Origin of the sequence: Formosa sp. A9 (assembly GCF_051200825.1) — a bacterium.
GTDB lineage: Bacteria > Bacteroidota > Bacteroidia > Flavobacteriales > Flavobacteriaceae > Formosa.
Genome location: NZ_CP195158.1, coordinates 3644396 through 3667399 on the forward strand (window position 1 = coordinate 3644396; position 23004 = coordinate 3667399).

The window sequence follows — 23004 nt, forward strand, 5'->3', positions numbered from 1 at the left end:
AGGATATCATGTTTAAAAAATTTATTCAAAGACCCGTTTTGGCTATCGTCATTTCGGTAATCATTGTATTTACTGGCTTATTAGCCATAAAGCAATTGCCCATCTCGCAGTTTCCTCAAATTGCACCAACTACTGTTAATATTTTTATTGCATACCCTGGCTCTAGTGCCGACGTACTCGTAAAATCTACATTAATTCCTTTAGAAACCGCAATTAATGGTGTGCAAGGCATGCGCTATATCGCTTCCGATGCCACTAGTGCTGGCGAAGGAACCTTGCGTATTATTTTCGATCCAGGTACAGACCCCAACGATGCCGTTGTAAGGGTTAAAACCAGAGTAGATCAAGTTATGCCGCTGCTCCCAGAATTAGTACAAAGGGAAGGTGTAATTATTACTCCCGTACAACCTAGTATGCTAATGTATGTTAACCTGTACACGAAAAACAAAAACAACGACGAAAAGTTCTTATATAACTATGCTTACACCCGTATTATTCCAGAAATACAGCGTATAAAAGGTATTGCGAGTGCCCAGATTTTAGGAAGTCGTAAATTTGCAATGCGTGTCTGGTTAAAACCAGATCGTATGCGGGCTTATAACATTTCTGCCGAAGAGGTTTTAGAAGCTATGGAAGATCAGAGCATCTTAGCCAGACCTGGCCGCATTGGTCGAAGCTCCGGAAAAAAATCGCAGTCGTTAGAATATGTGCTCACCTATCGCGACCGCTACAGCGAACCCCAAGAATATAAAGATGTTATTATTCGTGCCAATGCCGAAGGCGAAACCATTACGCTTGGCGATATTGCTGATGTTGAATTAGGTAGCGAATTTTTCGATATTTACTCAAATCTCGACGGCGAACCCTCGGCATCAATAGTCCTAAAGCAAACTTTTGGCAGTAATGGTAGCGATGTAATTGATGCTGTAAAAGTCAAACTTAAAGAATTAAAAGAAGATTTACCTCCCGGTGTAGATTACAAAATAAGTTACGATGTTTCTAATTTCTTAAACGCTTCAATAGAACAAGTACTACATACTTTAAGAGATGCTTTTATTCTTGTAGCCATAGTCGTATTTCTATTTTTAGGCGATTGGCGCTCTACCCTTATTCCTATTATTGCCGTACCTGTGTCTCTTATTGGTGCTTTTTTTGTGATGCAAATATTTGGTTTATCCATAAACCTCATCACCTTATTTGCCTTAGTACTTGCCATTGGTATTGTAGTAGATGATGCCATTGTAGTTGTTGAAGCGGTACACTTAAAAATGGAAGAAGAACACCTTAGTCCGTACCAAGCATCAAAAGCGGCGCTTGGCGAAATTGGCGGAGCCATTCTAGCCATCACTTTGGTAATGGTATCGGTATTTATTCCTATTTCGTTTATGACAGGCCCTGTTGGAGTGTTTTACAGACAATTCTCTATTACCATGGCTGGATCTATTGTTATTTCGGCAGCCGTAGCCTTAACACTTACACCTGTGCTCTGCGCTATGATGCTTAAAAACAACCATGGTAAACCCCGAAAAAAATCTGCTATAGATAAATTTATCGATTGGTTTAACAGAGGTTTCGAAAAACTAACAGGCCGTTATGTACAAATATTAAACAAAATCGTAACAAGACGCATATTAACCTTCGGACTTCTAATTGCGTTTTGTGTGGGGGTATTTATTGCCAATAAAACCTTACCTGCTGGGTTTATTCCTAGCGAAGACCAAGGTATGATTTATGCCATTATACAAACACCTCCAGGGTCTACTCTAGAACGCACCAACGAAGTGGCTCGTAAATTACAGGCCATTTGCGAAGAGGTCGATGGCGTTGAATCTGTTTCATCGCTTGCGGGTTATGAAATCATGACCGAAGGCCGTGGATCTAATGCTGGCACCTGTTTAATCAACTTAAAACCATGGTCGCAAAGGCATCATAATGTGCATGAAATTATGGAAGAACTTGAGGAAGAATCTAAAGATCTGGGAGCTACTATAGAGTATTTTGAACCTCCTGCTGTGCCTGGTTTTGGTTCTTCTGGCGGATTCTCATTGCGTTTATTAGATAAAACCAACGAAACAGATTATCAGGAATTCGAAAAAATAAACAATGCCTTTTTAGAGGAATTAGGTAAAAGAAAAGAACTTTCGGGTCTATTTACCTTTTTCTCGGCCAATTACCCACAATACGAGCTGGTAATTAACAACAAAGCCGCAATGCAAAAAGGGGTTTCTATAGGTAAGGCTATGGAAAACCTAAACATTCTTATTGGTAGTACCTACGAGCAAGGTTTTATTAAATACGGTCGATTTTTTAAAGTGTACACTCAGGCTGCTCCAGAATACAGAGCCTTACCATCCGATCTCGAAAAATTATATGTTAAAAACGAAGACGGAGAGATGGTACCTTACTCGGCATTCATGAAAATGGAAAAACGTTTAGGTCCTAACGAAATTACACGCTACAATTTATATAATTCGGCTGCTATTCGCGGATTACCCGCTAAAGGCTACACGAGTGCCGATGCCATAAATGCCATTAGAGAAGTGGCTAAAGAAAAGCTTCCTAGAGGCTACGATATTGCTTGGGAAGGCCTCTCTTACGACGAAGCTAATCGCGGCAACGATGCCCTTTATATTTTTGGCGTAGTTCTTTTATTTGTATACTTTGTATTGGCTGCCCAATACGAAAGCTTCATCTTACCACTAGCAGTATTACTATCGCTTCCCGTTGGTATTTTTGGATCGTTTATGCTCCTAAAGTTAATGGGACTCTCCAACGATGTCTATGCCCAAATAGGTATGATTATGCTTGTAGGCCTCTTGGGTAAAAACGCGGTATTAATAGTAGAATTTGCCGTGCTCAAAAACCGACAAGGCGCCACTATTTTTGAAGCCGCCGTAGAAGGTGCCAAACAACGCTTCAGACCAATTTTAATGACCTCCTTTGCTTTTATTGCTGGGTTAATTCCTTTAGTTATCGCTCATGGAGCTGGAGCTATTGGTAACAAAACCATTGGCGGATCGGCCATGGGTGGCATGGTACTCGGTACGCTATTTGGAGTTATTATTATTCCTGGTCTTTATTATGTTTTCGGAAAAATGGCAGAGGGTCGTAGTCTTATAAAAGATGAAACCCTAGAGCCTATGTCGGAAGAGTTTATGAGACGCAGCGAAGAAGACAGTAACTTAAGAGCGAAACTTAAATCGCTAAACAGTAAACTGAAACAATTAATGAAAAGAAAAAACAATGAAGACTAAAATGTTCAAATACCTTCACCTAAAACGGACACTTGTTTTTGGCATGCTAGGCGCAGCTTTTTACAGCTGTGTCCCGACTCGCGACATTAGAGACGAACACGTAGCCCTGCCCGAGCATTTTAACAGTGCCAAAGCTACAGATACCATAACAGCGGCTACCATACCGTGGCGAAACTACTTTACAGACAACGACCTTATTGCATTAATAGACACTGCCTTGGTAAACAACCAAGAGCTAAACATTATGCTGCAACAGGTAGATATGGCTAAAAATGAAATAAAATCCAGAAAAGGAGAGTATTTGCCTTTTGTAGATATTGAAGCTGGAGCTGAAGTCGAAAAAGTAGGTCGATACACCAGCCAGGGAGCCAACGATGCCAACACCGAAATTAAACCAGGTAAAGAGTTTCCAGAACCGCTACCAAATTACGGGATTGGTGCATTCGCAACTTGGGAGTTAGATATTTGGAATAAATTGCATAACGCCAAAAAAGCTGCCGTTATGGAATACCTATCTACCGTGGAAGGCAAAAATTTTATGGTAACCAATCTAATTGCAGAAATTGCCGACTCGTTTTTCGAACTACAGGCATTAGACAATAAATTAGCGATTATAGAGCAAAATTTAAAACTTCAGAATAATGCTTTAAAAACGGTTAGACTGCAAAAGCAAGCCGCAAGAGCTACAGAACTTGGCGTACAACGCCTAGAAGCCGAAGTTTTCAAAAATAAAAGTGAACGCTATGCGGTAAAGCAAGAGATTGTAGAAACCGAAAACAAAATCAACTTTTTAATTGGTAGATCGCCGCAGCCAGTAATACGACACTCCGAGCTTTTTATAGACCGAAAACTAGATTCGATTTATTCTGGAATCCCTTCGCAATTATTAGAAAACCGTCCAGATATCAGAAAAGCAGAATACGAGTTGCAAGCTGCCAAATTGGACACCAAAGTGGCTAAAGCAAATTTTTATCCGTCGTTTACTATTCGTGCTGGTGTGGGCTTAGAGGCTTTTAATGTAAAATACCTTACCACTACCCCAGAATCGTTGCTCTATAATCTTGTTGGCGACATGGCTGCCCCTTTAATTAACAGAAATGCCATTAAGGCCGAATATTACAACGCTAACGACCGACAATTACAGGCGGTTTTCGATTACGAAAAAACCATTTTAAATGCCTATATAGAAGTGGTAAACGAAATGTCTAACATCGATAATTTAAAACACAATTACGAGTTAAAGGAACAACAAGTTGCTGCTCTAACAAAATCTATAGACATTACCAACAAGCTATTTAAATCGGCTAGAGCCGATTATATGGAAGTGCTACTTACACAAAGAGACGCATTAGAATCTAAAATGGACTTAATAGAAACCAAAAAAGAACAAATGTTAGCCTTTGTAAACATGTACAAATCTCTAGGTGGTGGTTGGAACTAAGTTTTAGTAATATCCCTTTAAACCAAAAAAGCTGTCTAAAAATTTTAACAGCGTTATTCTGTGCTCCTGCCTAACGGCAGGCAGGTGACACAGAATCTTATTATATTGAAAATCGAAGATTCAACGACGTTAAATTAATTCAGATTGACGAAAAAATAACATTCAGAAAATAGCTTCATCAAAAACTAGGTGAAGCTATTTTTGTCTGGTAGTATCTCATAGATTTTAGTTTTTTGAGCTAACCAAAAAGAAGTTATGTTTGTTTTTATACTAAAAGGGCGCCTATCCCCTATATTAATTATTGTGATTTTTAGGCGGCCTGTTTTTGTATGTCCTGCATTCGCTTGCCTATTTCTAAGGCATTGGCAGTACGTATTCCGAAAAAAACCCACAGGATTTCATTTTAATTGGTTTTAATCTTTATTTTCTTAAAATGATAGCGCTTCTTTTCTTTGCCAAAACTGCCTTCCAATCGAGAAGCTCTTTCTTTGATTATGGCTCCTTCTAGCTTGTGTTTTTCTTGATTATCTATAGGCAGTCTTCCCTTGTGTTTTAAAATCAGTTTTTATGCCATGCCTGGCAACAAAGGTTGGTTTTCGTTAGTCGCGTAAACAGTATCTGCTCCTAGAACCTGAGGCTTTTTGCGGGTCAGAATTTGCGTTTTGTATATAGTATTCTTGATCTAGACCTTTTTTTTCTATTTGGATTAACTTTATTAAATCTAAAAGTTTTGTTTCTTGCAATTTATTTAGGTTGAAGTTTATTTTTTGGCTATCAAATCGTTCTCTATTCCCGTTGGTTTTTAAATCACTTTTAATATTCTCTGGAATAAAAAATGAAGCTTTTCCGTGTAAATGCTTTTTATATTCATTCAGATAAATCCCAATTCCTGCAATATCAAAGTCTCCAAAATGCAAATAATTATTTGGGATAGATTTCATCCACGTTATAAAGTCCTTATTTTGGTTTTGTGGATAACGTGATATGAATAAGGGATTAATGTTTTTAAACAAATATTGCTGTTCGTAAATTTGACTAAAATTCTTAGTGTTCTCAACCCCTACAATTGTAATCTCTTTTGGCACTTGGAAAGATTCATAATCATGTATAAAAACGAAGCTTCCTTTAGGAGGGTTAAGGGTTATATTTTCATTATTTAATTCCGCTTTTATTGAGTCATAGCTGTTCACTAAAAACCCTTTAAAAGCTCTTTCTTTTGATTTTTTGGAATCAGTTGTAATTTTTACAAATTCTGACCGAGTTGAATGTTCATTTTCTAAGGCAGAAATATATTTGTTCAAATCATTAATTTGTAACTGATTTTCCAAATAGTTTTGTAACCCTGATTTATTTATTAACTCTAGGTATTTTTTGTGTTTTCCTTTTCTGTAAATGATGTTTTCACTAACTAATTCGTCTATTACTTTTCCTTTAGATAAACTATTTGGAATAGATTCGCCATTGATTAATCGAACTAAAACTTTCGCTATTTTTAAAGGCAGTTTCATTTAATTAAGGATTTGAGTATTTACTTTTTTAACTAACCTATTAATTTTTGTGATGTACTTTTTAGAATTGGTTTTGGACTGTTCCTTGGCTAATTTATACGTGTATTTATAATCGGTAGCGTTTTGACTTGTAGGAGAACCATTAATTAATAAAATGTTTCTTTCATTGGCAAATTGTAAAATTCCCTTTTGATTAGTTGGGTGAAGTGTGCCAATTTCATCCATCATACAATGAAGCTTAAAATCTTTAAATTTTTTAGAGGCATCAACTTTAAACACATTCAATAGTGAGATATTAATCATCGCTTTTACTAAAATATCTGTACCATTACTACCAACATTAGAAAGCTTCTCAACCCAACCAGAGTCATTATCATTCTCAATTATTCTAAATTGTAGGTCAAAGGATTCTGATAAGGTTAAATTTGCGTTTTTTGATTTATCTAACTCCTTTACAAGTTGTTTCAGTAAGTCTATTGCTTTTTGATTTTTTGAACTACTTTCAGAAGTTGTAAAAAGATTTGACTCGCCTAAAGCGTGACTATTTTCATCATTAAACTCTTTAATTTGAATCAATAATTTGACTATTGGATTTGAGCTCTCTAAAGTTTTCATTTCCATTGTCTTGATAGCTTCAATGAAATTTTTGTTAAGAAAATCATCATTAATTTTTCTAATTATTTTCTCAATTTCTCCTTGTTTAGAGTTAAGTTCAGTTGTTTCTCTACCAATTAAATGAATTATGTTTGCAAACCTATCATTTACACGTTTTTCATATTCCTTAATTTTATCTTCTTCAATAAACTCCTTGAGATCCGAGGAAAAGTTTAGAAAATCTTCTTTTGTGATTAATTTTGTTTTGAAGCTAAAAATATTTGACTCATTAAAATTTCCATTAAATAGATTAACAGCCTGTCTCAATTCTTCGTAGGTTTGAAGGTTTCTAGAATGCTTATCAATTATTTCCCTAATTAAAGTTGTAGCTTTCTTTTCATTATCAAAATCAACAATAGTTTCTGGATTGTCATAATGATTTTTAATACTCAAAAAAGCATCTGAAAGTTTGAAACTTTCAAGTTCTTTAAAGTCATTTTCAAATGCTTCAATTTTGGATTGTATTGCTTTTACAAACTCTTCTTGTTTAGTATATTTTGTATTGATTTTTTGCAGTTCAATTTTGTGTTCATCAGTTATGGTAGTTTGTTTTTTCTCTAAACTGGCTTTATCAACTTTTAATTGTGGTACTCTATCAAACAACTCTCTTTTGTCCTTATTATATTCTATAACAATGGTTTCATTATCCTTTATATAATCAAGTTCTTTTGCGATGTCGTTTAATTTATCATCAATTGTTTTTAACCTTTTCGTATCAGCTCCTTTATTATCCAGCTCTAGGATTTGTTCATTTTTCACCTCATAAATCCGTTTATCTGCTGCTGATTTATTCTCAGAAATAGAATTATTTATTTCAGAAACTTTTTGATTCTTTGCTTCTTCCAAAGATTTAATCTCAGAATCTCGTTCTTTTTCCTTTAGCGTTATTTTTCGTTTTATCCCTTTCTTAATACTTTCTAGGTTTTCTTCAGCTTTTAATTTCTTTGAAGCAATTTCGTCTAAATCATTTTCTAATTTTTGTAAAATAGCTTCCTTTTCCAATTTGGCTTTAGAAATCCATTCATCTAAGTCAGAACTAGTTTTCTTTAACTTTTGTTCGTTTTGAGATATGGCATATTCATTTTCTGCAATAAGGTCTTTTAATTTATTTAGTTTTTTTCCAAATTTTGATTTTAGATTTTGCAGATTGTTTTCTTTGTTCGTATTAAGTTGTTTTATATTTTTTTGAATTTCAAGAATATTCCCTTTATATTCTTCAATGTCTCGATTATACTCTTTAACAGATTTAATTCTGTTTTTTAAATTATTTAAGTTTAACTCTATGCCAAAAAGAGTAGGAGAATTACTATCTACTAGTTTAGGATTTAGTTCTGTGTTAAACAGTACATGGTCTTCATCAATTACTTTACCAATGGTATTTTGCCAATTATCAATATTATTGTTTAACCAACCATAAAGTGAAGATTTACTTTGTTGAATTTTGTTTTCAATATTCTCAATTTTCAACCTTAGTTTTTTACTTTTTTCATTTTCGTTTTCAACTGATAATTGATATAACCTTTCAACTTCTTTTATCTCTAGTTCCCATTCTTTACGAATTGTTTTAGTTTGATTTATGGCATTTTCAATGATGATGTTAGATGTTGATAGTTGTTTTTCAAGTGCCTTTTTATCGTCTTTACATTTGTCAATTTCTTCTGTTAAAAAGGTTTTATATTTTAATTCTGATTGGCGCCTCTTTAGGCTGTTTTCATTTTCTTTTATTTGTTCTAAGTCATTGTTTACCTTATCTATCTCACCTTTGTTTTCTTCATTAATTTGACTTATTAATTTTTGGTAAGTATCAAAAATTGAAGATTTATACTCTCCAAAGTCACTTTTTATTTTGTTAATTTCTGCGTTTTTTGTATTTGTAAACTCCTGTTGTTGGTTTTGAATTTGGGAAATAAGAGCTTCATATTTTTGACGTATATCTGAGAATTTAGTGGTTAGTAGATTTTTTTCTTCGCCTAAAGTCTTTTGTTCAATAGTTAAAGCTTCTTTCTTTGAAACCTTTGAAATGATCCCTTTAATGTTTTGATTTTCGTAGGCTATCAGTTTCTGTTTCGCTTTCGCTAATTCTGTAGTAATTAGTTTTATGTCAGAAACAACATCTTGCTCTCTTTTACGATGTGTTTTTAATAAGTTATCTCTTCTTTTAGATAGAATACATAATTCGTTATTTTCTTTGGAATAGTTAGAGTTTAATATAGGTTTTTCGCTTTCTATATAGTCTGTTCTAGTGGCCAATTCATAAGCCAACTCCTTTTTTTCTCTCTTAAGGAAATTGTAAACTCTGTATCTATCAATAATTTTACTGGCTTGTTTTCTAACTATAATTTGCCCTTTTCTATTCTCTTTAAACCAAATTTTAATATCATTAATTTGAGTTTCAAAATCACGTAAATGATTTTTAGAATAATTCTCAATATCAATTACAAACTCCTCATCATTTAGAGAATTGATGATGGTATCTTTAATAAACTTTGCTTCAAGATTAGTGTTGAGCAATACATTTTGAATAGTTCTTGGTATATTTTGGTACTGTTTACTTTCTACTAACGCATATTTTCTAAATTCTGGGTTTAATCCACTATTATCTCCATAGATGATTCTACGATACTCTTCATAGCTTTTTATAAGTTTGGTGTAATAAACCTGTCTTCCAAATGCATTTCTAACTTTGTCCCAACTTTCAAAAGCTCTATTATCAATATCGATAAACAGCTCTTTTTTGTATTCAGAATTAAAGAATCTGAACGCAACTTTTCCATTTACTTTGTAGGCTAAAACACAAAAAGGAATATTGTCTTTAATTATTTCATAAATAATGTAAGAGTTCTGATATTGAAAGTAATACTCATCAAACCCTTTTTTTTGGTTAGGTATTCCTAGTTTGGTTTTATTGGCGTTGTAAAAAAATAAAATGGCACGAAGCAATGTACTCTTTCCAACACCTTGTGTTCCTATTAAATGAACGTTACCGTCTAATTCTATTTCTGCATATTGTACAGAAGCACTATTTATAAAAACGATTTTATTCAGGTATCTCATTTTCTATTTCTTCTGGAATATTGATTGCTGTTATGATGTCTTTCAAATAATTTAATGAGGTTAAAACTTTGTAAGTTTCTGTAATCTCATTTTCTAGGGTTAGAAAATTGTCTTTTTCTAATTTTTCAATTATTTTTTTTATCCTATCTGAATAGCTTTTTTTGTCAGCATTTATATTTTTTAATTTTTCTAATTTTACTTTTAAATCTGCATTGTTTTTTAGTTGATTTACTATGTCTGATGGGGAAAACCTATAACCCACATCAAAAGAAGAATCAAATGTTTTGAAAAAATCTAGAATATCAATCCATTGAAATGCTTTTTCAAGTTTTCTATCAAGGTCTGCATTGTTTTCTATACGACTGAAATAAAAGTATTCGTTTCCTTGCTCTAATATGTAATTAATTTGATAAAAATATTCGTATAAATTTTCAAATGTTTCTTCATCTTCTAAAACTTTGTACAGTTTTTTAATGTCATCATTGGGACTGTTAGAACAGATGAATTGTCCTTTGCGAAGCACATTAAATATTTCCGATGTATATTTTGTAATCATTAAAATTTATTTTGAAAATACCATAGCATATTCAATTCCATTAGTAGTTTGGTAAGCATCTTGTATCTGTAATTCTTCCTCATATTGTGAAACGATTTGGCAAAAAATAGTCACTCTTTCATTAAAATCTACTTCCTTTAAAAAATCATAATTTAAAATAAAGTTGAATAAATTATCGCTTGTAGCAACAAAGCGATTTCTAACTTCCTCTAAATTTACCATAACTTCTTCTTCAATGTTATTTTCAAGGTTTTCATTAGAAATACTTTCTGCTATTTCTTGTTTAAAAAGTAATCTATCTCTATAGTTTTTGGCAATTCTTTTAATTGCATCAAAAGCCCGCTCATTCTCTCTAAGAAAGTCAATAGATAAATTTATGGATTGATTCGTTCTAGTTTCAAAAATCACTTCATTTTTATTTGAAATTACTTGTCTAATGTCAGTCTCAGCTTCAATTGTAAAATTGTCTTTTAAGTATTTAAGTTTTCGTAATTTTTCTAAAAGTATTCCTTGGTGCTTTATTTGGTTTAGATAATCAATTATCTGTTTTTCTATTTCAATTAGGTTATGTGAGCATTCTCCTAATTGACTTTTTAGTTCGACAATTATTCTACTTAATTCTTCGTCTAAAGCCCTATTAAAAAAAGTGAGTTCTTCTTCATTAATTAGTACTAATGTTTGCTGTATTAAATTCGCTACTACAGTCCTTTTATCATCAAGACTTTCTAGCTTTAGTTGTTTAATTTTGTAATTAGCTTCATTCTTAAAGGTATTCTCAATATTACGTCTCAAGTCCACTACACTTCTAAGTGTGATGAGTCCCATATTTCGAAAGGTTTTTTTGATTGTCCGTAAGTAAGTGTATCTTCTGTTTTCGTTCGGCTCTTTTAAAAAGTAAACAATATTTTCTTTTATATTTTTTATATTTTCATCGATGTATGATAGATTGATTTCTTCACTCACGTACAGCACTTGTTCAAAAAAATCTAAAAATTGTCCATCAAGTTCTAAAAGTCCACCATTCTCTCTGATAACAGATTTTTCTATTAATCTATCAATTCGATTTTCTTCATAGTCAACTAATTCCAAAGCATCACTAAGTTTGAAGTCAATAGACTTTCTCTTACTAAACATTTCAGATATTAGTTTTTCCTCTCTTTTCAAAGCGGTTACTAATTCTTTTATGTCGTAGAAAGTGTTCATTTTATATATTTGAAACTTGCATTTTTCAGTGTGTTATTTAATTGCTTAACCATTCTTTGCATTATAAGCAAAACTTCAGTCGTATAGCGCACATAAAAAAACAACCGAAGTACTCCTGCTATCATACTCCATTTTTTTTCTCTAAAACTAAGTTTTTCTTTTAAAACTTTGTTACGGAAAAATCGTAACTTATGGTTTCTGGGAATTTTAATATGTAATATAAAGCGGAATCTAAACAATAAAACTGTCACCTACTTAACCCCCTTCAGACAGTCCTAAATTCAATTATCAAGATTATGGACCACTTGCAAAGCACCCGACCTCGCCTAAACCATTTAGATTCCTCTTTTTATAATTGCACACTACTTTCCTAACATTAGCACTTGGTGGCAAACCACTTCTGTAACGTAACGCTTTTCGCCATCTTTGGTTTCAAAACTTCTCGTTACCAATTTGCCTTCTATAGCCACTTCCTTTCCTTTTGTTAAATAGGTTTCGGCCAACTTAGCGGTCTGTCCCCAAGCAACAATGTTATGCCATTGTGTATCGGTAATTTTTTCACCCGAGCTGGTTTTGTAACTTTCGTTGGTCGCAATAGAAAATTTAGCTAAGGTTTTACCCGATTCCAGATTTAAAATTTCTGGGTCTTGCCCCAAATTACCAATCAACTGTACTTTGTTTCTTAATGAGTTCATAATTTTAAATTTTAATGTTAAACAGTTAATACTATGCCTATTACTAAGCACCAGACAAAGATGAAAAACAATAGAGCTTTAGTCGGTTAATAACTATTTACTCACGCTTGTAACCGTTTGTAGTCGTTTACACGCGTTTTTATTTTCCTTAAAATTTCTCTAGTTAATTACTTACATTTGTGTAACTTTATTCAAAATCAACCGCTTATGAAATCTTTTTTACTGCTGTTACTTTTAATGGTGTTAAGCACACCTCGCCTTTGGGCTCAAGAAGATGAGAAACATGTTGACATTGAGGTTGAACAGGAAACCGAATACGAAGGTGAATTTAAACACCATCAAATTGGTGCTATGCTTGGTCATATTCATATTAGTCAAGGACATAACAGCAAAGGAAAACGTTGGTTGGTTTTACCTATGATTAGCATTAACTATAATTATAAATTTAACGAACGTTGGGGCATTGGCCTGCATACCGATTTAACTTTAGAATCTTACGAAGTTGAAGAAAACGAAAACGAAATCGTAGAACGCGAAACCCCGATTGCCCCTGCCATAATGGGTATATTTAAACCCGGTAAACATTTTACCTATATGTTGGGATTTGGTGAGGAATTTGCCGAAGAAGAAGATTTGTTTTTAATACGGGCAGAAGTTGAATACGGATTAGAACTTCCTAAGGAATTTGAATTTGGAGCTTCTGTAGGCTGGGATTTTAGATTTGATGCTTACGACTCTTGGGTTTTGGCTGTAGGCGTTTCGAAATTATTTTAATCTAAACGCTTACTATGGATAAAACGTGTTTAGAATGTGGCGAAAAAATTACGGGGCGTACCGACAAAAAGTTCTGTAACGATTATTGCCGTAACGCTTATAATAACAAGATAAACACCGATAGTAAAAATCTTATAAGAAACACCAACAATAAACTGCGCAAAAATTGGCGCATTCTGGAAGCATTAAACCCAGACCAAAAAACAAAAACCACCAAAGACAAACTTTTAAATTTAGGCTTCGATTTTAATCTATTTACCAGTATTTATACCACAAAAGCTGGCACCGTATACTATTTTGTATACAACCAAGGCTATTTGCCTTTAGAAAACGATTATTTTGCTTTAGTAAAACGGAGCGATTAAAACCACTTATTTCCAGCTATGTCCTTTTAATTTTAAGGCCGCTTTTAAAATATCTTTCTGGCTGATTTGCCCCACCAATTTACCGTTAGACACTATAGGAAACCGACGTCTTTTAGATTCTAAAAACTTATTAGCGGCATCAAAAATATTCATGTTGCCATCAATAGTTTCAACATCCTTAATCATTCGTGCTTCAACGGTATGCTGCTCCATAGGCATATTGTAGTATCTGCAATCGCTAATCTGCTTTAAACAGTCTCCTTCCGAGATAATGCCAACCAACTCGTCGTTATCGTTAACCACGGGACCACCAGAAATTTTAAACGAAATGAGTTTATGAATAACATCCTCTACGGTTTGTTCGGGTTTAAAAGTGATCAAATCTTTAGTCATATAGTCGCTCACTCTTACCGGAATGTGTTCTACTTCTTTCTGCTGCTGCTTTCTTGCACCTTGAAAACTTTTTATGCCCATAATAATTTACTTTAGTATTAAAATAAAGTTACTGAATTATAATCAGTTAACCTAACTAAAAATACATGGCGCTAACAAAAAATTAAAAAATGAGTTAATTTTTTAACGAATTGCTGAGTTTAAAAATAAATTACGGTATTATATGCAAGAATTTTCTACTGCTTATATTGCTTTAGCAGGTTTAAATCGTCTGTACGTTTTACCGATACAACATCCTGCATTTTAGAATTAGGCACAGTCATAGACAATACATAATGGGCCATTTTCCAAGTGCCGTTTTCAAGTTTCATTACCCCAGAACCGCGACAAATACCCATGTGGGTATTCAGCAACTCGTCAAACCATGCTAATGTATTGTTGTTATACACAAAAACATGCCTATCTATCGCTTTAAAATCCCAAGCTTTACCAGCATCAAAATAAGGTTTAGCAAAGTGTTTAAAGGCCTCTAAATCCCAATGTTCTGTGGCATCGGTACCAATGTAAATAGCATCGGAAGTCATTAAACCAAAATAGGTTTCGAAATCGGCTTGGGCCGCCGCTTCATGCCAACGATTTAAATTGTTTACTATAGCAGCATTTATGGTATTGGCATTATCCTGAGCTTGACAAGGCAGAACTAATAATACACTAAATAACAGGAAAGAGAATATGGTTTTCATAAGCTTAGGGTTTTACAATATTTTGCGCTTCTTTTTCGAATTTTTTATTGATTTGTAAATTGAAATTAGAAAAGGCTACGAGCGTTTCTTTTACGGCATTTAACTGTTCTTTTTCTGAAGCATGATCTAAATGCAAAGCGCTTTGTAGTTTTAACATTTTAGTTTCTAAAGCCAAAGCCCTAGCCAGAATAGATGGTGTTTTAACTGCCTCTGGCATGCTGGTTTTAAACTCGTTAAAAAAAGCTTCTATCACTTTCATTTCGTTATTAAAATACGAAACATCTCCAGATTTTAATTGTGCTATGGTTACTGATAATTCGCTGTACTTATCCCAAGCCGATAAAGTAGTGGCTGCCTTGGCATCCAATTCGTATTCCACATAATCTAGGGCCTCAATATCTGCTTTAAAAACACTTGGACTAACGGTATCATCGGCTACAGTTTCGGTAGTTTTAGTATCAGATTGGCATGATAAAAACAACACACTTATAAAAATTAAAACAAATGCTTTCATGGTAACTATTTCATCGTAAAACAAATATACATCTACTTAAGTCTTAACTCCTAATTTTTACAGAAAAAGCAATTTGGTCGGCAAAATCTTCATATTTTTGAAGACTTTTAAACAAATTCTTTAAATGACACCAAAAATTTTAATTATTGGCGCATGCGGACAAATTGGTTCGGAGCTAACATTTAAGCTAAGGCAAATGTATGGCGATGAAAACGTAATTGCTAGCGATATTAGTTATAATAATGCCGAAGTGGTTAATTCTGGCCTTTTCGAAATTTTAGATGCTCAAAATTTTACAGCACTAAAGGTATGTATAGAAAAATACAATATTAATACGGTGTACTTAATGGCAGCAATGCTTAGTGCTACTGGCGAGAAATTTCCATTAAAAGCTTGGGATTTAAACACCCAATCGCTTTTTCATGTATTAGACTTAGCCAAAGCGGGAGTTATTAAAAAGATTTTCTGGCCTTCCAGCATTGCCGTTTTTGGCCCAACAACACCTAAAGACCAGACGCCACAATATACAATTATGGAACCTTCTACCGTATACGGTATTACCAAACAGGTTGGGGAGCGTTGGTGCGAATATTATTTTAATAAATATAATGTAGATGTTAGAAGTATTCGCTATCCTGGTATTATCAGTTGGAAAACACTTCCTGGAGGCGGCACCACCGATTATGCTGTAGATATTTACCATAAAGCTCTACAAGATGGCCATTACGATTGTTTTTTATCTGAAAACACCGCTTTACCTATGATGTTTATGGACGATGCGATTGAAGCCACCGTTAATATTATGGCAGCCGATAAAGAAGCTATTAAAATACGCTCGTCGTACAACTTATCGGCAGTAAGTTTTACACCAAAAGAAATAGCGGCATCAATTCAAAAATACCTGCCAGAATTTACCATAAGTTACACCCCCGATTTTAGACAAGACATTGCCGATAGCTGGCCTAAAAGCATAAACGACACCCCAGCCAGAACAGATTGGAATTGGGACCATAAATTCTCGTTAGACGATATTACTAAGGAAATGCTTTCGCAATTACAGGCGAAATACACTTAAAAAAGATAAGATAAAGAGCCTCTTATTTAAAAGCATATAAACAGGTAAAACAAACAAAAAGTTGCCGCTTACATAATTAAACCTTAATTTTAGTTTAAAACCACGATAAGTAATCGTATAAAAATTGAAACTATGAGACAACTATTAGCACTTTTTTGCATCATATTTACATTAACAGCTTGCGAAGGCGATCAAGGCCCTCCAGGAGAAGACGGCGGCGTAATTATAGCTCCAGCATTCGAAATTGAAGTCGATTTTAATAACGGAAATAATTTTGCCATTACCCAAAATTACGGGTTCGATATTGTACCATCAGACGTTGTATTAATTTATATTTCTTGGGAAACCATAGATGGTACCGAAGTTTGGCGCTTACTTCCACAAACCGCTATTTTAGACGAAGGTGTACTCTCGTATAATTACGACTTTACAGATACCGATTTTAGCATTTTTATGGATGCCACTTTCGATTTAAACAGCTTAGACAGCTCATGGACACAAAACCAATATTTTAGAGTAGTTGTAGTTCCAGCAGATTATATTAACGGCATAGACACAGCAAATTACGATGACGTTGTTAAAGCCGCTCAAATTTCTGAGTTTAAGTCGCTATAACCCGCTCTTCTTTACCGCATAAAATCTTACATCCCATCTGCTAGTACAGTTCTAAACGATGGGATGTTACTATATCTCTTGGGCTGATGAACACAAAATTTCATATTTTTAAAGAGGTGGCTTTGCAATTAAGTTTCACAAAAGCAGCCGAACAATTAAATCTTAGTCAGCCTGCGATTTCAAAAACCATTAAAACTTTAGAAGACACTTACAAGAAAACATTTTTTACAAGACTCGGCAATCAAATAGAACTCACTAAAGACGGACTTATTTTTTTAGAATATACCGAAAAAATCATTGCTCTTTTTTCCGATTTAGACAATCAGTTTTTAACTTTAGCGCCCCACGAACAAAAGCACATTACCTTTGGAGCAAGCACTACGCTAGCCGATTTTATTCTACCCCAAATATTAGCAAAGTCAGAAAAAAATACCCCCAACACCAGTTTACAACTTATAAGCGGAAACACCAATTACATAGAACGGCTTATTACCAAGCAACAATTAGATTTTGGTATTATTGAAGGCAGTAGCAACAACAAGCAATTGCAGTACGAAAAATTTATAAAAGACGAGATTGTTTTGGTAACAAGCGCATCGAACCCAAAATTTAAAACAGGAACACTTCAGCTAAACGATTTAAAACAATTACCATTTGTAGAACGCGAAAAAGGTTCTGGAACCCGCGAAATCATCTATAAAAAATTACACCAACAGGGTATTTCCTCACTACAATCTACAGTAACCTTAAGCAGTACCATTGCTATTAAAAACTATCTTTACCACTCTAAAAGTTACGCCCTGCTCTCGGCACATGCCATAAACGACGATTTAATAAATAATAAATTAAAAATTATAGACATTCAGAATTTCACCATCGAACGTTGGTTTTATTTTGTGTCGCGCCAAGGCTTTCAATCGAAAACCAAAGATTTTTTTGAAAAACTGATTCGCCTAAACCATAACTAAAAGTTATAGCAAATAACTTTTTTCATTTCTTATTACATATAAAGCTAGTGTATTTTTGTATAAAATTACAACACCATGGCCGCTTTGCTTTCTTATATATATTTTTTCGGAGTTATAATTGCCGCATTATTTGGATATATTAACAGTCCAATGGCATTGGCTTTAGGTTTTGTGTTTTCGGTTGGTTTTAAGCATCCCTTTCTAAAACAAAGCCAGAAAGGATTGCAATGGTTATTAAAATTGGCTGTAGTAGGCTTAGGATTTGGCATGGTATTACAAGACACCATACAAACAAGCGCATCGAGCTTTGGTCTTATTTTATGCTCTGTAGTGCTAACTGTTAGTTTTGGTTTATTTATATCGAAAAGCTTTCATTTAAATAAACATCTGGGTCACCTTATAACTTCGGGAACGTCTATTTGTGGTGGCAGTGCAATTGCAGCTATTTCACCAATTATTAAAGCCGATTCCAAAACCATCTCTATGGCATTGGTAACTGTATTTTTATTAAATGCCTTAGCCTTATTTGTATTTCCTGTTTTAGGACACTGGTTACATTTAAATCAGCACGATTTTGGCCTGTGGTGTGCAGTAGCCATTCACGATACGAGTTCGGTGGTTGGCGCCGCACTAAACTACGGCGAGGAGGCTCTTAAAATTGCAACAACTGTAAAATTATCTAGAACATTATGGATTATACCTATGTCGGTATTATCGATGTTTGCGTTTAAAACCAAAGGGCAACATATAAAATTCCCGTATTTTATCTTATTATTTATTGGCGCTATTCTTATTAATAGTTTTCATATTATTCCTGAAATCGTAACGCAACAATTTGTAAACGTATCAAAACACCTATTAGTTGTTAGTTTATTTTTAATTGGCACCAGCATATCCTTACCCGATTTAAAACAAGCGGGTTGGAAACCTGTAGTTTTCGCATCGATTCTATGGATTTTTGTATCGCTCACCTCCCTAGCATATATTCTGTATTTACAATAATCTACTTTATTTATTATGGCACAAAAAAGAACACTCCGAAAAGCCAAATATATCCTGCATAAGCAAACCGATTTTAATGCCCCTGAACATATCTGGACGTTTATCGGTGCCTTTTTAGGGATCGGATTATTAGGTTACTTACAAAGCCTAAGATTTTCTGCAGTAGATAACACCTTTCTAATTGGGTCGTTTGGAGCTTCTGCAGTGCTAATTTACGGTGCCACTAACAGTCCGTTATCGCAACCTAGAAACGTGATCGGCGGACATGTGTTAAGTGCTTTAATAGGGGTTTGCATAGCCAAAGTTATTCCAGACACCGACCTTAATTGGTTGGCCTGTGCGCTAGCGGTTTCCCTTTCTATAGTGGTTATGCAAATAACAAAAACCATGCATCCGCCAGGCGGAGCCACTGCTCTTATAGCCAATATAGGCAGCAGTCAAATTAAGGCTTTAGGGTTTTGGTACATTGTTAACCCAGTACTTATTGGTATTCTTCTGCTACTAATTACCGCACTTATTACAAACACTTGGGCTAAAAATAAAGCGTACCGCACAAAAAACAGGTAACAACCAAGTCCGTGTAAAATTTATCTGTATTTTTGAGACCTTAATCTGAGTGGGTTGGTATTACAGGTAAATTTTAAATCGATACTATTTCAAGGCATCGCATTGGCGCTGGCCGTGTGTTACTTAATATCGCCTTTAAAAACTCAGGTCTTCAACGCCCTACACACCGTTGTACATTATACTGAAACTATTGGGAGCACGCCACAAAACATCAGCTTACTAAGGTATCATGAACACGACGATTTTGGAAACCACAACATTTTTGAAGATGCACCGCCTTTAGCCAACCACACGCATACGGCAACAGGAAAAACCATCAACAACCATTCGCATTCGGTAATAAGTTTTTTTAACCGTATTTTTTTAGCTTCAGAAGATCACGACGACCATCAAAAAACGACTTCAAAAGCAGAAATCGACAAGCATTTTTTAACGCTTCAACAGCAGTTAACAGCACACACGCATTCAGAATACAAAACACCCTATTGGCACTTAAAAACACTTCAGTATACGTGTCATTTACAAATTACCAGTCCGCCTCCCCAAAACGCTTGTACAATATAAGAACTACAGTTACACGATATGGTTTTCAGCTTTAAAAACCGTTAAGCGTGACGTTATGTAATACCTAAAATTTAAAACTACAACACAAGCTTCTATAACAAATACTACAGAAGCCAAGACCTTTTATATACATGAAACATATTTTAATATGTGCTTGCTTACTTTTAAGCGGCATGTTGCATGCGCAACAATTAAACGGTGTTATTACAGATACACTGCATAATCCTATAGAAGATGTAAGCATCTTTAACAAAAACACCCAAAAACACACGCATACCAATCCAACAGGGGCTTTTACGCTTCAAAACAGCTCGCCTAACGATACCATTTACATGTCGCGTTTAGGGTATCAGGCACAAACCATCGTACTTACAGCATCAGATTTAAACACGACAATTGATATAGTTATGCCTGCCGCAAACATGTCGTTAGACCAAGTGATGCTAGTTGGCGAAGTTGATGCCCTAAGCCGATTGGTAGATGTAAACGTAAAAACCGACCCGGTTAAATCGTCTCAAGACATTCTACGAAAAGTTCCTGGATTAATTATTGGTCAACATGCTGGTGGCGGTAAAGCAGAGCAGTTATTTTTAAGAGGATTCGATATCGATCACGGCACCGATGTGAGTCTTAGTGTAGACGGTTTACCTGTAAATATGGTGTCGCATGCCCATGGCCAAGGTTATTCCGATTTACACTTTGTAATACCAGAAACCGTAGACAATGTAAAGTTTGGAAAAGGACCATATTATGGATCTGTTGGTAACTTTAACACTGCTGGATATGTTAATTTGGGACTAAAAAAAACTTTAGATAATAACTACGTATCGTTAGAAGCTGGCCAATTTAATACCTCGCGTATAATGGGCATGCTAAACGTATTAAATAACGATAAAAGCAGTGCTTATGTGGCATCGGAATTAATGCTTACCGACGGCCCTTTCGACTCGCCACAAGATTTTAACCGCTTTAATATTTTAGGACGCTACAATTACAAATTAAGCGGCAATCAAGAACTGAACATTACAACCTCGTATTTCGAGAGTAAATGGGATGCTTCTGGGCAAATACCACAGCGCGCTGTAGACGATAGTACTATAGACCGATTTGGCGCTATAGACGATACCGAAGGTGGCCAAACCAGCAGAACCAATGTCTTGGTAAATCACACTAAAACCATAGACCACGACCAATCGTTTACAACAACGGCTTACCTATCGCAATACAATTTCGAGCTCTACTCTAACTTCACTTATTATCTGGACGATCCCGTTAATGGCGACCAGATAAGACAAAAAGAGAATCGTTTAATCGCTGGTGCCAGTACACAATACGAACAAAAAAATATAGCACTTGGCGAGTCGACGACATTCAACTATCAAGCGGGACTCGGTTTTCGATATGACAACGCAGACGATGTAGAACTGTCTCACACCATGAACCGACAAACCACTTTAGACCGCTTAGCACTTGGCGATATAGACGAAGTGAATACCTATGGATTTATAAACACCGAATTCCAAACCGGAAAATGGCTGTTCAACCCAGCGGTACGATTAGATTACTTTAAATTTGATTATTACAATAAGCTTTCCGAAATCTACGACAACAAAAGTGAAACCCAAGTCCGCGTAAGCCCTAAATTGAATACCATTTATTCGGTAAACCAAAACCTGCAATTATTCTTAAAAACAGGTATCGGATTTCACTCTAACGACACCAGAGTAGTTGTTGCCGACACCGAATGGCAAACCCTACCTGCTGCTTACGGCGCAGACTTAGGCGCTATACTAAAACCCACAAATCGTTTGGCCATAAACGCCGCCCTATGGTATTTATATCTGGAACAAGAGTTTGTATATGTTGGCGATGCCGCCATAGTAGAACCTAGCGGAAAAACACAACGTTTAGGGGTAGATGTTGGCGCGCGCTACCAAGCCCTAGACTGGCTTTATCTGTTCGCCGATGTTAACTACGCCCACGGCAGAAGCATCGATGATCCTGAAGGCGAAAACTACATTCCTTTAGCGCCAGATTTCACCTCGGCAGGAGGTATTATTATCGATAATTTAGGAAGATTCTCCGGAGGCCTAAACTACAGGTATATTGACGACAGACCAGCAAACGAAGACGATTCTATTGTTGCGGAAGGCTATTTTGTTACCGATTGCAATGTGAATTATCAATGGAAAAACTGGACCTATAGCATTATTATAGAAAACCTGTTTAATACCGAATGGAACGAAACCCAATTCGCTACCGAAAGTCGTTTATATAACGAACCAGAGCCTGTAGACGAAATCCATTTTACACCTGGAACCCCATTCTATATCCGCGGAAAAATAGCTTTAACCTTTTAAAGTAACACGAATCGCAATAATTAAATATGAAGACTGTCTAAAAAGTTTAAAAGCGCGTCATTCTGTACTCCTCCGGCAGGCAGGTGGCACAGAATCTCATCTTATTGAGAATCTGAAATCGAAGATTCAATGAAGTTAAATAAATTCAGATTGACGAAAAGTTAATTTTTTAGACAGCTTCTTTTTATGATTTATACATATTATAAGTGCGTTCAATTTAAAATGTATAACAAATAGTTCCTTCAAAAAAATCAAAAGAAATATTGTATATTTAAAGTCTATATAATCAATAACTTAAAACCATTTTTATGAAAACGCTTAACGTAGATTACGAAGGGCTATCAATTAATTTTAAAGATAGCAACCACCATGATGCCGATATTTTATGGGAACCAACACAAGATGTTGAAATAGACGGTAAATTATATAAAGCAGGCGACCATATTCACGTTATGTCTGTTGAATACGATCAAGCAGACGATAATTACTCCCTTTTAAACAAGTTTTTTAACAGTATGCATTTAGAAATGTCTTCTACAGATTTTGAAGCATTAAAACAAGCGATAGTCACGCACAAGAACGATTCGACCAATTTATATTTTAACGACCGATTAATTAAAGTAAATTAGTTGTTATAAAAAACCTTCAACGCGATTTACAATAGCATTGAAGGTTTTTTATTGCTTTCTATAGCAATTT

The 23004-nt window shown here is 34.8% G+C and carries 20 protein-coding genes; 12 read left to right on the top strand and 8 right to left on the bottom strand.

The annotated features are described in order from the left end of the window. Nucleotides 1-8: 8 nt before the first annotated feature. Both ACR9EA_RS15985 and ACR9EA_RS15990 read left to right on the top strand, forming a co-directional pair. Nucleotides 9-3254 (top strand): efflux RND transporter permease subunit, encoded by a 3246-nt coding sequence (locus ACR9EA_RS15985; RefSeq protein ID WP_435135297.1) that lies wholly within the window; start codon nucleotides 9-11, stop codon nucleotides 3252-3254. Next, a complete protein-coding gene (locus ACR9EA_RS15990; protein WP_435135299.1) occupies nucleotides 3244-4695 on the top strand; it encodes a TolC family protein in 1452 nt (483 codons plus the stop codon). Before ACR9EA_RS15985 ends, ACR9EA_RS15990 begins: the two co-directional genes overlap by 11 nt. 599 nt (nucleotides 4696-5294) lie before the next feature. Here the strand turns inward: ACR9EA_RS15990 and ACR9EA_RS15995 are convergent. The 5 genes from ACR9EA_RS15995 to ACR9EA_RS16015 all read right to left on the bottom strand — a co-directional run bounded on the left by ACR9EA_RS15995 (nucleotide 5295) and on the right by ACR9EA_RS16015 (nucleotide 12365). Further along, nucleotides 5295-6203, bottom strand: a complete 909-nt coding sequence (locus tag ACR9EA_RS15995; protein ID WP_435135301.1) for a DUF7281 domain-containing protein — start codon at nucleotides 6201-6203, stop codon at nucleotides 5295-5297. Continuing rightward, nucleotides 6204-9911 (bottom strand): ATP-binding protein, encoded by a 3708-nt coding sequence (locus tag ACR9EA_RS16000; RefSeq protein ID WP_435135303.1) that lies wholly within the window; start codon nucleotides 9909-9911, stop codon nucleotides 6204-6206. It lies immediately after the preceding gene. Then, entirely contained in the window at nucleotides 9895-10467 is a 573-nt protein-coding gene (locus ACR9EA_RS16005; protein ID WP_435135305.1) for a condensin complex protein MksE, read from the bottom strand. The genes ACR9EA_RS16000 and ACR9EA_RS16005 overlap by 17 nt, the downstream gene beginning before the upstream one ends. 6 nt (nucleotides 10468-10473) lie before the next feature. Beyond that, nucleotides 10474-11670, bottom strand: a complete 1197-nt coding sequence (locus ACR9EA_RS16010; RefSeq protein ID WP_435135307.1) for a hypothetical protein — start codon at nucleotides 11668-11670, stop codon at nucleotides 10474-10476. A gap of 362 nt (nucleotides 11671-12032) precedes the next feature. Then, nucleotides 12033-12365, bottom strand: coding sequence for a single-stranded DNA-binding protein (locus tag ACR9EA_RS16015; protein WP_435135309.1), 333 nt, complete (start codon nucleotides 12363-12365; stop codon nucleotides 12033-12035). A gap of 207 nt (nucleotides 12366-12572) precedes the next feature. Between ACR9EA_RS16015 and ACR9EA_RS16020 the strand changes: the two genes are divergently transcribed. Further along, nucleotides 12573-13139, top strand: coding sequence for a hypothetical protein (locus ACR9EA_RS16020; protein ID WP_435135311.1), 567 nt, complete (start codon nucleotides 12573-12575; stop codon nucleotides 13137-13139). A 14-nt stretch (nucleotides 13140-13153) separates the two neighbouring features. Beyond that, nucleotides 13154-13504 (top strand): hypothetical protein, encoded by a 351-nt coding sequence (locus tag ACR9EA_RS16025; RefSeq protein WP_435135313.1) that lies wholly within the window; start codon nucleotides 13154-13156, stop codon nucleotides 13502-13504. A 6-nt stretch (nucleotides 13505-13510) separates the two neighbouring features. Here ACR9EA_RS16025 and ACR9EA_RS16030 read toward each other — a convergent pair whose 3' ends face one another. From ACR9EA_RS16030 to ACR9EA_RS16040, 3 genes are all read right to left on the bottom strand, one after another. Then, nucleotides 13511-13978 carry a CBS domain-containing protein gene (locus ACR9EA_RS16030; RefSeq protein ID WP_435135316.1) on the bottom strand — a complete coding sequence of 156 codons (468 nt, stop codon included), beginning with the start codon at nucleotides 13976-13978 and terminating at the stop codon, nucleotides 13511-13513. A gap of 155 nt (nucleotides 13979-14133) precedes the next feature. After that, the gene (locus ACR9EA_RS16035) at nucleotides 14134-14640 is read right to left on the bottom strand and encodes a nuclear transport factor 2 family protein (protein ID WP_435135318.1); all 507 of its coding nucleotides are present in this window, start codon (nucleotides 14638-14640) and stop codon (nucleotides 14134-14136) included. Nucleotides 14641-14644: 4 nt separating this feature from the next. Then, on the bottom strand, nucleotides 14645-15154 hold the full coding sequence (locus tag ACR9EA_RS16040) for a hypothetical protein (protein WP_435135320.1): 510 nt from the start codon (nucleotides 15152-15154) through the stop codon (nucleotides 14645-14647). Between the two features lie 124 nt (nucleotides 15155-15278). Between ACR9EA_RS16040 and ACR9EA_RS16045 the strand changes: the two genes are divergently transcribed. The 8 genes from ACR9EA_RS16045 (at nucleotide 15279) to ACR9EA_RS16080 (ending at nucleotide 22934) form a co-directional block, all read left to right on the top strand. Then, the gene (locus tag ACR9EA_RS16045) at nucleotides 15279-16229 is read left to right on the top strand and encodes an NAD-dependent epimerase/dehydratase family protein (protein WP_435135322.1); all 951 of its coding nucleotides are present in this window, start codon (nucleotides 15279-15281) and stop codon (nucleotides 16227-16229) included. Nucleotides 16230-16361: 132 nt separating this feature from the next. Then, nucleotides 16362-16844, top strand: coding sequence for a hypothetical protein (locus ACR9EA_RS16050; protein ID WP_435135323.1), 483 nt, complete (start codon nucleotides 16362-16364; stop codon nucleotides 16842-16844). 86 nt (nucleotides 16845-16930) lie between these two features. Further along, nucleotides 16931-17812: a LysR family transcriptional regulator gene (locus ACR9EA_RS16055; RefSeq protein ID WP_435135325.1), complete on the top strand. Its 882-nt coding sequence runs from the start codon at nucleotides 16931-16933 to the stop codon at nucleotides 17810-17812. Between the two features lie 75 nt (nucleotides 17813-17887). After that, nucleotides 17888-18814: a YeiH family protein gene (locus tag ACR9EA_RS16060; RefSeq protein ID WP_435135327.1), complete on the top strand. Its 927-nt coding sequence runs from the start codon at nucleotides 17888-17890 to the stop codon at nucleotides 18812-18814. 15 nt (nucleotides 18815-18829) lie between these two features. Beyond that, nucleotides 18830-19381 (top strand): HPP family protein, encoded by a 552-nt coding sequence (locus tag ACR9EA_RS16065; RefSeq protein WP_435135329.1) that lies wholly within the window; start codon nucleotides 18830-18832, stop codon nucleotides 19379-19381. Between the two features lie 54 nt (nucleotides 19382-19435). Further along, on the top strand, nucleotides 19436-19945 hold the full coding sequence (locus ACR9EA_RS16070; protein ID WP_435135331.1) for a hypothetical protein: 510 nt from the start codon (nucleotides 19436-19438) through the stop codon (nucleotides 19943-19945). Nucleotides 19946-20076: 131 nt separating this feature from the next. Then, nucleotides 20077-22305 (top strand): TonB-dependent receptor, encoded by a 2229-nt coding sequence (locus ACR9EA_RS16075; RefSeq protein ID WP_435135334.1) that lies wholly within the window; start codon nucleotides 20077-20079, stop codon nucleotides 22303-22305. A 308-nt stretch (nucleotides 22306-22613) separates the two neighbouring features. Further along, nucleotides 22614-22934: a hypothetical protein gene (locus ACR9EA_RS16080; RefSeq protein WP_435135336.1), complete on the top strand. Its 321-nt coding sequence runs from the start codon at nucleotides 22614-22616 to the stop codon at nucleotides 22932-22934. The last annotated feature ends 70 nt before the right edge of the window (nucleotides 22935-23004 follow it).